The sequence below is a fragment of the Rahnella sp. EDr1-12 genome (genome assembly GCF_049206505.1).
Classification (GTDB): Bacteria; Pseudomonadota; Gammaproteobacteria; order Enterobacterales; family Enterobacteriaceae; genus Rahnella; species Rahnella rivi.
Window position 1 is genome coordinate 410,868 of sequence record NZ_JBLZNY010000003.1, and the last position, 14,669, is coordinate 425,536.

General features: G+C 55.0%; 13 protein-coding genes. 10 read left to right on the forward strand and 3 right to left on the reverse strand.

The genetic code is table 11. The annotated features are described in order from the left end of the window. Positions 1-7 precede the first annotated feature (7 nt). From ACO0U8_RS15665 to ACO0U8_RS15705, 9 genes are all read left to right on the forward strand, one after another. A complete protein-coding gene (locus tag ACO0U8_RS15665) occupies positions 8-1,516 on the forward strand; it encodes an ABC transporter substrate-binding protein (protein WP_421671181.1) in 1,509 nt (502 codons plus the stop codon). Beyond that, complete coding sequence (locus tag ACO0U8_RS15670) at positions 1,516-3,303, forward strand: ABC transporter permease subunit (protein WP_421671182.1); 1,788 nt, start codon at positions 1,516-1,518, stop codon at positions 3,301-3,303. The genes ACO0U8_RS15665 and ACO0U8_RS15670 overlap by 1 nt, the downstream gene beginning before the upstream one ends. Positions 3,304-3,366: 63 nt before the next feature. Beyond that, positions 3,367-4,296 carry a DMT family transporter gene (locus tag ACO0U8_RS15675; protein WP_122096862.1) on the forward strand — a complete coding sequence of 310 codons (930 nt, stop codon included), beginning with the start codon at positions 3,367-3,369 and terminating at the stop codon, positions 4,294-4,296. A 190-nt stretch (positions 4,297-4,486) separates the two neighbouring features. Next, on the forward strand, positions 4,487-5,125 hold the full coding sequence (locus ACO0U8_RS15680; protein ID WP_217204370.1) for a vWA domain-containing protein: 639 nt from the start codon (positions 4,487-4,489) through the stop codon (positions 5,123-5,125). A 19-nt stretch (positions 5,126-5,144) separates the two neighbouring features. Beyond that, a complete protein-coding gene (locus ACO0U8_RS15685; RefSeq protein WP_056779631.1) occupies positions 5,145-5,786 on the forward strand; it encodes a TerD family protein in 642 nt (213 codons plus the stop codon). A 1-nt stretch (position 5,787) separates the two neighbouring features. After that, entirely contained in the window at positions 5,788-6,426 is a 639-nt protein-coding gene (locus tag ACO0U8_RS15690) for a vWA domain-containing protein (RefSeq protein ID WP_136376911.1), read from the forward strand. A gap of 95 nt (positions 6,427-6,521) precedes the next feature. Further along, the gene (locus tag ACO0U8_RS15695) at positions 6,522-7,562 is read left to right on the forward strand and encodes a TerY-C metal binding domain-containing protein (protein WP_217204371.1); all 1,041 of its coding nucleotides are present in this window, start codon (positions 6,522-6,524) and stop codon (positions 7,560-7,562) included. After that, positions 7,562-9,196, forward strand: a complete 1,635-nt coding sequence (locus tag ACO0U8_RS15700) for a PP2C family serine/threonine-protein phosphatase (protein ID WP_217204372.1) — start codon at positions 7,562-7,564, stop codon at positions 9,194-9,196. Before ACO0U8_RS15695 ends, ACO0U8_RS15700 begins: the two co-directional genes overlap by 1 nt. 6 nt (positions 9,197-9,202) lie before the next feature. Next, a complete protein-coding gene (locus ACO0U8_RS15705; RefSeq protein WP_056779640.1) occupies positions 9,203-10,702 on the forward strand; it encodes a helix-hairpin-helix domain-containing protein in 1,500 nt (499 codons plus the stop codon). Positions 10,703-10,805: 103 nt separating this feature from the next. Here ACO0U8_RS15705 and ACO0U8_RS15710 read toward each other — a convergent pair whose 3' ends face one another. Further along, on the reverse strand, positions 10,806-12,101 hold the full coding sequence (locus tag ACO0U8_RS15710) for a type II toxin-antitoxin system HipA family toxin (RefSeq protein ID WP_217204373.1): 1,296 nt from the start codon (positions 12,099-12,101) through the stop codon (positions 10,806-10,808). Between the two features lie 3 nt (positions 12,102-12,104). Further along, on the reverse strand, positions 12,105-12,356 hold the full coding sequence (locus tag ACO0U8_RS15715; RefSeq protein WP_056779646.1) for a helix-turn-helix domain-containing protein: 252 nt from the start codon (positions 12,354-12,356) through the stop codon (positions 12,105-12,107). A 171-nt stretch (positions 12,357-12,527) separates the two neighbouring features. On the opposite strand from ACO0U8_RS15715, the gene ACO0U8_RS15720 reads away from it, so the two are divergent. Continuing rightward, positions 12,528-13,238 (forward strand): GntR family transcriptional regulator, encoded by a 711-nt coding sequence (locus tag ACO0U8_RS15720; RefSeq protein WP_056780134.1) that lies wholly within the window; start codon positions 12,528-12,530, stop codon positions 13,236-13,238. Here the strand turns inward: ACO0U8_RS15720 and ACO0U8_RS15725 are convergent. After that, positions 13,235-14,434 carry an enolase C-terminal domain-like protein gene (locus tag ACO0U8_RS15725; protein ID WP_421671183.1) on the reverse strand — a complete coding sequence of 400 codons (1,200 nt, stop codon included), beginning with the start codon at positions 14,432-14,434 and terminating at the stop codon, positions 13,235-13,237. The two genes, ACO0U8_RS15720 and ACO0U8_RS15725, sit on opposite strands and share 4 nt — an antisense overlap. Between the last annotated feature and the right edge of the window lie 235 nt (positions 14,435-14,669).

Below are 14,669 nucleotides of genomic sequence, written 5' to 3' on the forward strand. Positions count from 1 at the left end.
ACTTCTGATGTCTCTGTTACGCATAAGCCCGCTGGCCGGGCTGCTTTTTGCTGCACTTTTACTGACCGGCTGCTTCAATGAAGCCGATAAAACCACCGAAAAAAGCGGCGATGCGCGCCTGCGTCTGGCGATGTTACAGCCGCCGCGCTCCGGCCTGACGCCGCTGAGCGACGACGCGTTCAAGCTCTCCCGCTGGAGCACTGCAGAAACGCTGGTGATACTCGATAAACTCGGCGAAGCCCGGCCTGCGCTGGCCACCCGCTGGCAGCAGACCGGCGAAAACAGCTGGCGGTTTGAGTTGCGCCCTGACGTAAAATTCCACGATGGCACCGCGCTGGACGCTGCTACCGTGGTCAACGCCCTGACCGTCGCCGCACACGCCGCGCCTAAACCGCGCATTCTCGATGGCGTGCAGCTGACCGCCATGGCCGACGGCGAACATGCCGTGATCGTCACTACCGCGCAGCCGGATCCGCTTCTGCCACAGCGTTTATCCAGCCCGCAGCTGGCGGTGCTATCGCAGAAAGCCTACAGCGCCAGCGGCGTGGTGGACCCGCGCCACACCGGTTCCGGCCCGTTCGAACTGGTGCAGGTGAACGGCACCAGCAGCGCACGGCTGGAGCGTTTCGACGGATACTGGGGTGAAAAAGCCAAAGCCAGCGGCATCGACGTCAGTTTCGTCCCGGACGGCACCGCTCGCGGCGCGGCCCTGCGCACCGGCACGGCAGACATCGCCGAAGCCATTCCGGTGTCGCAGGCACCGCTGCTTGACCAGCACCTCATTCACGAAGTGCCGATGCCGCGCACCAATACGTTGTATCTCAATACGCGGCTGGGTGTGATGCAGGATCCGGCGCTGCGTGCCGCCGTGCGTGAAGCGCTTAACCGCCAGCAACTGGTGGATAACGTCTACGAAAAACGCGCCGACGTTGCACAGGGGTTACTCGGCCCGGCGTTGCCCTGGGCCGCACAGCTGCGTCAGCCGGTGAATTATCCGGTCGCCGCCCGCAAACCGGCCGGTGAAACGATCACGCTGGCCACTTTCAGCGATCGCGCTGAACTGCCGGAAGTGGCGGTGTACCTGGCGCAACAGCTGACGGCGGCAGGTTTCACCGTCAGACAGGTTGTGCGTGAGTATTCGCAAATTGAAACCGACGCGCTGGCCGGTAAATTCGACGCCTTTATTTTATCGCGGGCAACGGTGCTCGATTCCGGTGACCCGGTGGCCTATATGTACAGCGATTTTGCCTGTAAAGGGTCGTTCAACATCGCGCAACTTTGCCGCCCGGAAATCGACAAGGCGCTGCAACAGGCCGCCGTTATTCCGGCGGGCGGGGAACGCCGCCAGGCGATCATGCAGGCTGAAAACCTGATCCTCGCGACCGATGCCGCCATTCCGATGTTGCACGAGCGCGTGATTCAGGGCGAAGCGGCGGATGTGCGCAGTGCCGTGCGCGATCCGCGTGAACGCACGCTGATTAACGCCGCCACGCAGCGCGGGGTTCAGGCCGACTGATGAGCGAGTCCTTGTATTGCCGCACCTGCGCGGGCGTGAGCCGTTTTCGTCAGCGCCAGCCCGGCGGAGCGCTGTTACCGCTGATCTCACGCCTGCTGACGCTGGCGGCCATCGTGGTACTGATCGGCCTGCTGCCGTGGCTTTCCGGTACGGATCCCGCGTTCTCGCTGCTGCGCGCACGCTCCGGCGATCAGGAAGCCACCGCGGAAACCCTTAATGCCATCCGTTTGTCGCTCGGGCTGGATCAGGGGCCGTGGCACGCGCTGGCCCACTGGCTGGGCGGCCTGCTGCGCGGTGATGCAGGGCTTTCGTGGATTTCAGGCCTGCCGGTTTTACCCGGCATGTTGCGGGCGACCGGCGTGTCGCTGACGCTGATGGCCTGTTCGGCGCTGGTGGCGCTGGTCATCGCGCTGCTGCTGTGTGCCGGCACCCTGAGGCGCGGATTGCAGGGCGGCACGCCGCGCCCGGCCGGTTTTCTGGCCGCGATGCTGACCGCGATGCCCGAGTTTTTACTGGCTTCGCTGTTGCTGATTACCGGCGCGGTCTGGCTGCCACTTTTTTCGCCTTACGGCTGGCAGGGCTGGCATTACGCCGTACTGCCGTCGCTGGCGCTGGGGCTGCCTGCGGGAGGCTATCTTGGCCGTATTTATTCCGATGCGCTGACCGGTACGTTCGGCGAAAGCTGGATTACGACCTGGAGCGTGCTGGGGATCAAACGTCGTCATACGGCGCGCGCAGTGATCCTGCGTTCGCTGCCGGGTGTGATGCCGTTAACCGGTCTGGTGCTGGTGGCACTCACCGGCGGCGCGGTCGCCGTTGAGAAAGTGTTCGCGATCCCCGGCATCGGGCGCGCCACGCTGGGCGCCGCTGCCGCCGGAGATTTACCGGCGTTGCAAACCGGCGTGCTGATCCTGCTGCTGCTGGCCTCGGTGATCGGCATGCTGGCGGGCGGGGCTCGGCGACTGTTGCTTGGCCGGGCCCTGACGCTCGGTGCCGTCCCGGTGCCCGCGCAGGCCGCCCCCGCACACCGGCAAAGGGTGTGGATCCCGCTGGTCTGTCTGGGCCTTCTGCTGCTGATGGTCCTGGCCGGTTACGGACGCGATCCGCTGTCGTCTGACTATGTGCGGTTACAGCCGCCGTCATTTGGGCTGCCTTTTGGGGCGGATGCCATGGGGCGCGATCTTCTCGCCCGCGTCGCCCACGGAACGCTGAATACCTGTTTACAGGCGCTGGTGGTTTCGCTGATTTGTCTGGCGATTGGCGTCATCGTGGGGGCATTTCCCCGCGCGATGACCGGCCCCACTGAAGTCACCAACGCACTGCCGCCGGTGATCGCCGGGCTGGTGGTCGCCGCGTTGAACGGGCCGACCGCAACCGGCGCGATCGTCGCCGTGACCGCCGTCAGCTGGGCACCGCTTGCCGCGCACACAGCGGCACTGGTGGCAGAAATTCAGGCACGTCCTTATATGAAAATGCTGCCGGTGGTGGGCGTCGGTGCAGTGCGTCGCACCCTGTTTTACGTGCTGCCTGCCCTTTCAGGCCCTCTGGTGCGCCATGCCATGTTGCGGCTGCCGGGCATTGCGCTGGCGCTGGCCTCTCTCGGCTTTCTCGGCCTCGGCGCACCGCCGCCGGTTCCCGAATGGGGGCGCGTGCTGGCCGAAGGAATGCCTTACATCGAACGTGCAGGCTGGAGCGTTTTCGCCCCTGCTGCCGCGCTGGCGGTGCTGTCGGTGATGGCGGTGACGCTGAGCAGCCTGAGGTGGAAAAAATCATCAATGGCACACTGAATCGTTATCTGAAAGGCTAAATCGCGCTAAGCTGTCGCCTCGAATTTTAAGGGGTGACAGGAAATGGATCCGCGTAAACCGCTGGACGGATTTGCCAGCAGCGTGATGGTGGTGTTGTGTGTTATTTGGGGCGTGCAGCAGGTGGCGATCAAAAGCGCTGCGGCAGATATCACGCCGTTATTACAGGTTGCGCTGCGTTCCGGGATCGCCGGGCTGGCGGTGCTGATGTTGCTGCTGGTGCGCCAGCGTAAAGTGCCGTTCAGCGCGGACAATCTTGGCCCCGGTTTGCTGGTCGGCCTGCTTTTTTCCATCGAATTCATGTTCGTCGCCGAGGGGTTGCGGTTCACCACCGCCGCGCACATGGCGGTATTTCTCTACACCGCGCCGATATTTGCCGCGCTCGGGCTGCATTTTCTGGTGCCTGAAGAGCGGCTGAGCGGGCTGCAATGGTCGGGCGTCGGCGTGACATTCCTTGGTGTGATGGTGGCGTTTCTGTTTGGGGGTCATGCTTCGAACTCGCCGCAGGCCAGCAACATGCTGCTCGGCGATTTCTTCGGCCTGCTGGCCGGTGCGTTCTGGGGGATGACTACTCTGGTGGTACGCCGCAGCAAACTCTCTTCCGGCAGTGCGACCATGACGTTGTTCTACCAGCTGGCCGGAGCCTTCGTGCTGCTCGGCGGGCTGGCATTACTGACCGGCCAGACGCAATTTCGCCTCACCCCGGTGTCGGTCAGCAGTATGCTTTTCCAGACGCTGGTCGTCACCTTCGCCAGCTATCTCGCGTGGTTCAGCCTGATGCGCCGCTATCACGCTTCACGGCTGGGGATCTTGTCCTTTATGACGCCGGTTTTCGGTATTCTCGCGGGGGTAGTTTTCCTGCATGAGCCGCTGAAAGTGAACTTCATTCTTGGTGCAATGCTTATCATGCTCGGCATCCTGACCGTCAGCGCCGACAGCATTCTCAGGCAATGGGTAGCGCGGCGGCGCAGATAGGTTTTGGCGGCGGTGAAACTTAGGGCCCGTTGATCTCACAGCATGCGTGAGATCAACATTCTTTTAAACATTCACCTCTCTAATCAGTCATCGGCTGATGACGCTTGACACTCAACCTTCTCTGTTGAGATAACACCCTGAAAATAAAAATTGTACATATTTTGACATGACTTATTTCAGGACAAACAACATGAGAAGATTACCCGTTTACCTTCTGCTCGATACGTCAGGCTCCATGACAGGAGAACCGATTGAAGCGGTGAAAAATGGCGTTCAGACGCTGCTTTCCACCCTGCGCCAGGATCCTTATGCTCTTGAAACAGCCTATGTTTCCGTGATTACCTTCGACTCTTCTGCCAGACAAGCCGTTCCGCTGACCGATCTTCTTAACTTTAAACTTCCGGACCTGGTCGCCAGCGGCACCACGGCGCTGGGAGAAGCACTTTCCCTCACCGCTCGCCGTATCAATGATGAAGTTCAGAAAACCACCGCTGAAACCAAAGGGGACTGGCGACCGCTGGTCTTCATCATGACCGATGGCTCACCGACCGATGACTGGCGCAAAGGTGTCAGTGATTTCAAAGCGGCCAGAACCGGCGTAGTGGTAGCCTGCGCAGCCGGGCATTCGGCTGAAACCAAGGTTTTGCAGGAGATCACCGAAATCGTACTCCAGCTCGATACCGCCGATTCCACCTCGATCAAAGCCTTCTTTAAGTGGGTATCTGCCAGTATTTCAGTGGGCAGCCAGAAAGTGGAATCCGGCAAGAAAGAGGTTATCGGGCTGGACGACTTACCCCCACCACCACCGGAAGTTAACGTCGTTTTGTAGAAATAATCAGGAGGTTTCTATGACAGTCAGTTTGAGCAAAGGACAAGGCGTAAGCCTGAAAAAAAATGAGCACGACTTATCCTCAGTCACCATTGGTTTAGGCTGGGATATCAACGAAGAGAAAAAGGGATTTTTGGGCGGATTGCTGGGTAAAAAAGACCCTGAGTATGATCTCGATGTGGTGGCGTTTCTGTGTAATGCACAGGGCAAAGTCACCGATCTGGGGAAAACTGAAAACGGCAAACCGACGCTGGTCGATGGCGATATCATTTTCTTCAACAGCATGCGCCACAAGTCCGGCCAAATCTGGCTGACCGGAGACAACCGAACCGGTGCAGGCGACGGTGATGACGAGCAGATCATCGTTAAACTGAACACCCTGGATCCTAAGTACGACAAAATTGTGTTTATCGTGCAGATTTACAACGGCGTCCAGCTGAACCAGCATTTCGGCAAAGTGAAGAATGCGTTCATCCGCGCCGTCGACGCCAAAAACATCGAAATGGCCCGCTTTGACCTTTCAGGGGGAGCCGCCTTTACAGGACGTCGGTCAATGCTTTTCGCTGAACTGGTGCGCGAGAGCAACGGCTGGAAACTGACTGCGGTCGGAGAACCTTCTGATTCGGATACTTTTGTCTCACATCTGAAGGGCTATATGTAATATGAGAAGGCTCCCCGTTTATCTGCTGATCGATACCTCCGGCTCAATGCGTGGTGAATCTATTCACGCGGTTAACGTCGGAATTCAGGCGATGTTGAGCGCGCTGCGTCAGGATCCTTATGCGCTGGAAAGTGCACATATCTCCATCATTACTTATGACAACGAGGCGCGTGAGTTCATACCGCTCACTGCACTGGAGGACTTTCAGTTCACTGATATTGTGGTTCCTGCCGCGGGCGGTACCTTCACGGGAGCCGCGCTGGAATGCCTGATTCAGTGCGTAGACCGCGATATCAAACGTTCAGAGGGTGATCAAAAAGGCGACTGGCGTCCTCTGGTCTTTCTGATGACCGACGGCACACCTTCTGATGCGTGGGCCTATGGTGAAGCGATTAAAGAGATAAAAAAACGCACGTTTGGTTCCATTATCGCGTGCGCGGTGGGGCCAAAAGCCAGACATGAGCCTTTGAAACAATTGACCTCTCAGATTGTGGCGCTGGAGACGCTGGATTCCACCGCCTTCTCCGGTTTCTTCAAATGGGTATCAGCCAGTGTGGCTTCCGGTAGCAGCAGCGCTGGCGTCAACACAGGTACGGATAATCTCCCGCCTCCCCCACCTGAGATTCAGCTGGTTCTGTAGTCCGATGGCAAAGTGCAGACATTCTGTACTTTGCCTTTTTTATCGCTTCCTCAGGCGCGGCAACTTGTGTGTCTGTGCCGGAAAAGGATGTTGCTATGAGAAGACTGCCCATTTTCTTCATCCTCGACTGCTCTGAGTCCATGGTCGGAGAAAATCTGAAAAAAATGAATGATGGTCTGCAGATGATCGTCAACGACCTGAAAAAAGATCCCCACGCCCTCGAAACTGCCTGGGTATCCGTCATTGCCTTCGCAGGTGTGGCAAAAACCATTGTTCCGCTGGTGGAGGCCGCATCATTTTATCCCCCTCGTTTGCCCGTAGGCGGGGGTACCAGCCTCGGCAGCGCACTGCGTGAACTGACGCGCCAGATTGACAGCCAGGTTCGAAAAACCACCCAGGAACGTAAAGGCGACTGGAAACCGGTGGTGTATCTGCTCACTGATGGCAGACCAACTGATGATGTGACCCCTGAAATCAAACGCTGGAATGAGCACTACGCCCGCAAGGTCAACCTCATCGCCATTGGCCTCGGGCCTTCGGCCGATCTGAACGTGCTTCAACAGCTCACTGAAAATGTCCTGTTATTTACAGATGCCCGTGAAGGCGATTTCACCCAGTTTATCAAGTGGATCACGGCATCTGTTTCCGCGCACAGCCGCAGCGTGGGTGAAGAGGCGCCGCCTCTGCTGAACAACACGGATTATATTGTCCGGCTGGCGAAAGATGATGTGGCGAGAGCCTATGATGAAAACTGCGTCACGTTGACCGGCCGTTGCAGCCGCTCCCGCCGCCCTTATCTCATGAAATATGAACGCCCGGACATCAATCTCTCCACCCTCAATTTCAAACTGAACATCAACAGCTTTAATCTCGCCGGATGCTTCCCGATTGATGAGGATTATTTTGAATGGAGCGATGAAACCGCGTCTTCGCTACAGGTCAATACCAGCGAACTGAATGGCGTTCCGGGCTGCCCGCACTGCGGGAACTCCAGCGCGTTTGCCGCCTGTAGCTGCGGGAAATTGCTGTGTATCAACGGTCCCGATGATGTGATCTGTCCGTGGTGTGCCAAAGCGCTTTCATTCAGTGACGATAACGGACACTGTGATTTTGATGTTAACCGGGGAAGAGGCTGATGGAGATCAATGCCAATTTACATCAGAAAGTGCTGTCACAAATCATTGAGACTCACGCACTGACATTGTCAGACGCGCGGCGCGTGGCGCTGTGCGAGGATGCAGAACTGCAGGCGGCATTTGAGCATTTCGTGAGTCTGGTGAGTGAGAAAGCGCAAAGGGATCACTCAGCGCATGAACCCTCAGTCATGGAAGACGAAATGAGAGAGATGCCAGAGGTGACACAACCACTGGAACAGGAGCCCGCCAGCGATATCCTTTCATCGCCTGAACCGGAACTTCCTCCGACAGAAGAGACAAAAACCGCTTCGCCGGTGTCCGTCCCTGAAGAAACGTGGAAACAGGCGCCTTTTCCGTCGTTCGATCAGGAAGAAAACCCGCCGCCCGTGACGGCTAAACCGGTATTAAAACCCGGTCAGGTGCCTTCGGATGCCGACAGGCTAACAGTGACGCCGGTGTTATCTGCGGTATCGGTGGCGAGAATTAACATTGCGAATGCCCGCGCCGGGTCACTTTTCCATTCTGAAATTGACATCACCTTGGATAACGGCGAAAAAGCCACGATTCAGGATGTCTCTTTTTCACAAGATATCGGGCTTACCTTCGATCCCCTGACGTCTTCGCTTCAGGGCACACCAGCCGCCAGTGGTGACCACGAGATTATCGTCACCTGGTCCGCCGGCGATGCCCAATCTCATGCTCAAAAGGTGTTATTTATTGTGAACCCGGATCCGCGCAGTCTCTGGAAAATCATCGATCCGCCGGCTGACGATAAATATTTCAAAGCCAATGTGGATCATCATCAGCTGGACGACAACGGTATCCGCATCGCCGCCGCCAGCCGACGCGGACGTTCGCATGAGCATGTCGGATCTTTTCGTGATGATGATTTTTTCATCTCCCACTGTGCAGACCCTGGCTGGAGCATCATGCTGGTCGCCGACGGGGCGGGCAGCGCGAAGAATTCCCGCGAGGGCTCACGCATTGTCACCGAAACCGTGGGCAAACAGTTGACACAGTATCTCGGGGGGGAGCGTGGCCGCGAGTTAAAAGAACGGGTGCTGAACTGGAGCGCTGAGGATCAGCAGGTCATTGGCGCTGACTTCATTAAACAGTTTCATCAGGCCTCGAAAATGGCCGTCAATAACATCAACAATGCCTCTATTTCGACAGAGGAACCCGTGAAATCCTACTCCACCACTCTGCTGGCGACGGTGACACTCAGAACAGGTGCCGAACTTTTTGCCGCCTCTTTCTGGATGGGTGATGGCGCGATCGCAGCTTATGGCCCGGCGGGAAAAGTCCGTGTTCTGGGTACACCCGACAGCGGTGAATATGCCGGGCAAACGCGGTTCCTCGACCTGGAAGCGTTACAGGATGCTGAATTCAGTAAACGTATCCGCATCGGTAAGTGGCCGGACATCTCACATTTGATCCTGATGACCGACGGTATTTCCGACCCCTATTTTGAAACCGATAATGGGTTGCTGAAAGCCGAAAAATGGGATGCGCTGATCGCTGAAATCGCACCGTCATTGGACGGGACAGGCAATACGGCGGAGCAGCTGGCTGAATGGCTGAACTTCTTTTCTCCCGGCAACCACGATGACCGCACGATCATTGTTTACTGGTGATTAACGATGGCAAATATTATTACGTGTACAACCCGGGATGGAAAAACCATCCAGTACGTTGACGAAATTATTGGTTCCGGGTCGATGAAAGACGTGTATTTCTCACCGGATAAATCTTACGTGGTGGCATTTTATAAGAAGACCCCATCGGCTCAGGCTAAAGAACGCATTGATATGATCACCGGGCGTTACCGGGAGAGCATTTTTGAACAATCAGGCGGTGACTACTGGAAAGGCTTATTCTGCTGGCCAACCAGCGTGGTCGAATCTCAGGGCAAAATCGGGGTAGTGGTGCCCACTTATCAGAATCATTTTTTCTTCAAATACGGCTCTAAAAATAATGATTTCCTGGGTATTAAAGGCCGTGAAAAAGAGGGTAAATGGTTTGCCAGTGCCAACAATCAGAGCAAGTTTTTGGATCCCCGCGAGCGAGGGAACATCCTCAATTATCTCAAGGTCTGTCTGCTGCTGACCAGGGCGGTCAGAAGAATGCATGCGGCGGGTTTATGTCACAGCGATCTGAGTTATAAAAACGTTCTGATTGATCCCGAGCAAGGGCACGCCTGCGTCATTGATATCGACGGGCTGGTTGTGCCAGGGAAATATCCTCCCGACGTAGTGGGAACGCCAGATTTCATTGCGCCAGAAGTGGTGAAAACCAGCCATCTGGAGAAAGACGATAATCAGAGATTCTTACCCAGCATCTCGACCGATCGTCATGCCCTTTCGGTACTGATCTACATGTATCTTTTTTACCGCCATCCTTTACGTGGTGGAAAGATCCACGATATGGATGACGAAATGCGCGACGAGTCGCTGTCCATGGGTGAAAAAGCGCTGTTCATTGAACACCCGACAGATCACAGTAATGCGGTTAAACTCAGTCAGGTGAGCCCTTCTTCTTTACCCTGGGCGGATCCTCAGCAAATCCCGTACACCATTATGGGCCCTTACCTTACGCCTTTGTTTGAAAAGGCCTTTATCGACGGCCTGCACGTACCGGCTAAACGCCCGACCGCCGATGAATGGGAAACTGCGCTGGTGAAAACAGTGGATCTTATCCAGCCCTGCCTGAACCCCGCCTGCGAGCAGAAATGGTATGTTTTCTCAGGGAAAACCCAGCCCGTTTGCCCTTACTGCGCGACACCCTTCAAAGGAAAGTTGCCGATCCTGAATTTATACTCTTCCCGCAAGGCAGGCAGTTACCGACCGGACGATCACCGCCTGATGGTGTGGAGCGGCCAGTCTCTTTTTGCCTGGCACGTTAACCGGCTGATTGCCCCAAACGAAAGAACATCCGACGCGCAAAAAAAACGTGTCGGTTACTTTGTTTTTCACCATGATCAGTGGTGGCTTGTGAACGAAGGGATAACCGGTCTGATGTCGTTGCCCGACAAAAAGAATATCCCCATCGGTGATAAAATCGCCCTGAATGACGGTACTCAGTTTGTTCTCTCTGCCGAAGAGGGCGGAAGACTGGTGGTGGTTCAGTTGGTGTCGGGCTGAGTAAGGTCAATGACGCGGCAGTGAATTGTCTTTCATGCAGAGGGTAAATGAGAGGCTTCACTGCCGTTTTTTTGGTGGGATCATCGCCAGGATTCTGGCGAAGTTACGGCAATCGGTCCGCTTGTCGCTGCAATCCATCGAAGATAGCGCTACTGATTTTTTCGGGAAAATCATCAGGCAACAGAGATTTCACCTCTTCGATCACAGGTCCCGTCTGTTCTTTCAGCTCCGCCATCATGCGAACGATGTTTTCACCCGGATAATCCACGCGTTGAGCCATTGAGACAAAATGCCGCGGGAGAATTCTACTCCAGTGAAAATGCCGGTTACTGCCTTGCAAGGCCATTGCCATCTTCGCTTTTTTCGCCGGGATACCCAGCGGATGCATCAGAGGATATGCCGACATAACATCATAAAGTGGCGTCATCCGGTAAGCACTGCCCGGCTCAATGTAGAGGCTGAAATTCTTGGCATGGCCGTCAATGGCCGCCAGCATCCAGAACAGGATCTGGCTTTTAAAGAAGGTGTCGCGATCTTTTGCCACCTGCTGAGAACCGAGCAACAGCTTCATTGCCGATGCAATACCGGGTCCACCGTCCGACTCATATTTGAGCGCAGGCGCGACACCCAGTGCCTGACAAAAATCCTCCTGCGGCAAACGCATCAACCATGACGCATCCTGCGACCAGCGGCGGTCGAACCTTTCAACGATAAGTACCTTTTGGGCGCCGAAACGCGCAATCTCTGCACGCGCCACCGGAAATCCAAATTTTTCGGCAATCTTCAGGCACAACCATTCATTTTCAACGCTCTCACTCAAATCGATACCATTGTTAGCGATATATCCGATGGGCAGTTTAAGAATATGGCTGGTCGGTGTACTCCCCTGAGGGCGATGCCACTGGTTGCGATACCACAACAACGCAGTTTTCTCCTGAGCTCCGGCAATGGAAATACGGAAATCGTCGATTTCGGCCCCCATGCCTAACGGAGCTTCTTTATAGCCCTTTAGCAGTTGCTCGATCTCTGTATCACTCAAAGGCTGGGCATGGATTTCAGTCACCGGCGAAACCGGTTCACCTTCCGGATACAACTGGATTGCACCCACACAATCACTGCCGATTCGGGAGAGGAGATCAAAGGGTTGCCTGGTGGGGATATGAAAACGTGCCTGAATTCGATTTCGGATGTGTTCGTTGTCGGGGAGAAGATTATCAAAAAAGTTGTACACCACAGAACCACGGAATTTGGCTACCTGCAGCGGCAATGAAAGTGAAATAGCACGAGAGCCGGCACGTTCCAGCCAGCTTTCATGATAGACAAATGACATTTCCCCGCCGCCTGCTTTTTCTAACGTACCCACAATGATGCCGTTCAACGCGAGCGTTAACTTATCCATGTATCACCACTCCTGATCCCAGGTCGTTTTATCCTGTGGATTACTGTTCCTTGGTGTTATTTGCAGTTCCAAATCCAGCGCTGCTAATAATTTAAACAGAGTTTCCAGCCGGGTACCGTCCGGGTAGTTTTCAAATTCTGAAACGGTAGATTGCTTAAGTCCTATCGTTTCTGCTGTTTTACTCTGGCTCAGTTTACGCTTTTTGCGCTCATTCCGGAGGGCATTGGCCAACATTTTTGTCGAAGTTATGTTCATTTTATCCTCCATGGCGGATTTTTTTAGTATATCCCCTAAAAGGGATAAATCAATTTCTATCCTCCAGGGCGGATAAAAAATTAATATCCCCTGCAAGGGATAGAAGTCATCAATTGCCCTCCCCGCCGCCGCATGTTCAAATATCGTTTTTGCGATCTCACAGAAGCGCCGATGAAGAAAAGTGAATTTATCGCTCAGGATTTACTGAGCAAAATTTATCAGCACAGCGGATCCCTGCCGGAAAAGTTGCCGCCGGAGCGTCAGCTGGCGGAAGAATATGGGGTGTCGCGCTTTACGGTGCGCAAGGCGCTGGAAAAACTGGTGAGTATTGGCGCGGTGCATATTGTGCAGGGCTCGGGGATTTACATTAACCCCGGCGTCAGCAGCAATCCGCTGGTATATAACTCGATCACCGAAAAGAAATTCGCTGAGATCAGTTTCAAAATGCTCGAGCTGCACAAGCGGCGGCCGGACAAAGAAGAGCAGCAGGTTTTCGATCTGACTGCGGATGATTTTATCTGGGCGTTCACCCGTTTGCGGCGCATCAGCCAGCGTAACGTACAGATTGAATATTCGCGTATGCCGGCCAGTGAATTTGGCGATCTGAATCAGAAGACCATTGAACACTCTATCCAGCAATATGTGCTGAGCAAGGGCTATGCGATTTCACATTCTCTCACCCGCTATCAGGCGGTGACAGTCAGCAAAGAACAGGCACACATCCTGGGATGCAAAAAAGGCATTGCCGCCATGCACATTACCAACAGAGGCATTTTGCAGGGCGGCAAGGTTTACGCGTTCAGCGACATTATCGATATCGATTATTCCTGCACCTACGTTATCCCGTTTAATCAGGACAATCTGGCCTTCCGCCAGACTTAAGGTGTATGGATCACGCCGTCCGGCAGGCGGCTTTGCGTCCATTCGTGCGGCCGGTACACCACCGGAAACTCTGCGGCGGCCTCACGGTTAAAGCCCACGCCAATCCCCGCGTCTTCTCCCGGATAAAAATAGCCGTTTTCAGGCATCTGCGCGCCGGGGAAAACCTGCTGCGTGTTGGCCGGATACGCCACAAACTCCTGGATAGCCGCGTTGTGCAGATGAATATTCAGGTGCGTATTCACGGCGGCGCCAATCGGGGTCATGTCCGGCGGGCAATGCCACGCCAGGCGCACGCCAAAACTCTGGCAGAAATGCGCCAGTTTTAATGCCGGTGTGATGCCGCCGATTTGCGAAACGTGGCAGCGGATAAAATCGATCCGGCGGTTGATAATCAGATCTTTCCATTCAGCCGGATTATTGAATAACTCGCCGGTCGCCAGCGGTACGGCGGTCTGGCTGCGGATCTGCGCCAGCCATTCGTTCTGATCCGGCGGCAGAATATCTTCGATAAAGTAAGGCCGGTACTGTTCCACCGCTTTGGCGAACTGCACCGCCTGTTGCGGGAACAGCCGTTCGTGAACGTCATGCAGAATGTGGAACTGATGACCGTATTTTTCACGCAGCGCTTTGAACATCGCCAGCGTGTTGTCGATGTACTGATCCTGATCGTAATACGCCCCCGCGGTCGGTTCACGGGTACTGTGAAAATCACGCGCATTGCCGCCGTAGAAGCCCAACTGACAGCGGATATGCCGGTAACCTTCGGCCAGTAAACGGTCCACCTGAGCGAACAGTTCTTCCAGCGTTTCACCTGCTGCATGGCTGTAGGCCGTCACCGCATCTTTCGATTTACCGCCAAACAGATGATACAGCGGCATGTTTGCCAGCTTGCCTTTGATATCCCACAGCGCCATATCGATGCCCGCAATGGCGTTGTTGATCACCGGCCCGTTTCGCCAGTAAGCGTTCACCATCATCATCTGCCATAAATCTTCGATGTGATTGGCATCGCGCCCCATTAGCAGCGGTTTGAGGTATTCATCCACCATCAGTTTGACCGCCAGCGGGCGCTGCTGGAACGTCGCGCAGCCCAGGCCGAAAACGCCACGATCCGTTTCAATTCTGACCACCACTAAATTATGGCGATCCGGGCGTGTTATCTGACATTCGATATTGGTAATCAGCACAGGCTGCATGATAAATCCTTAATAAAGACCGTGATCCGTTTTAAAAAAAAGGCGGCGGGAATATTCGTACTTGGGTTATTTCAGCGTATTTTTAGCCTGCTTGTAAACCTTAAATTGAGGCTTTTATTTTGGTTTAAAAGCACAGCTGAATATCACTAAAAAACAGACCAATTTGACTGACACGCACGAAAATGGTGCCTTGCAGTGAAGTTTTGTGATGAAGATCCTGTTTTATTGGTTTGTT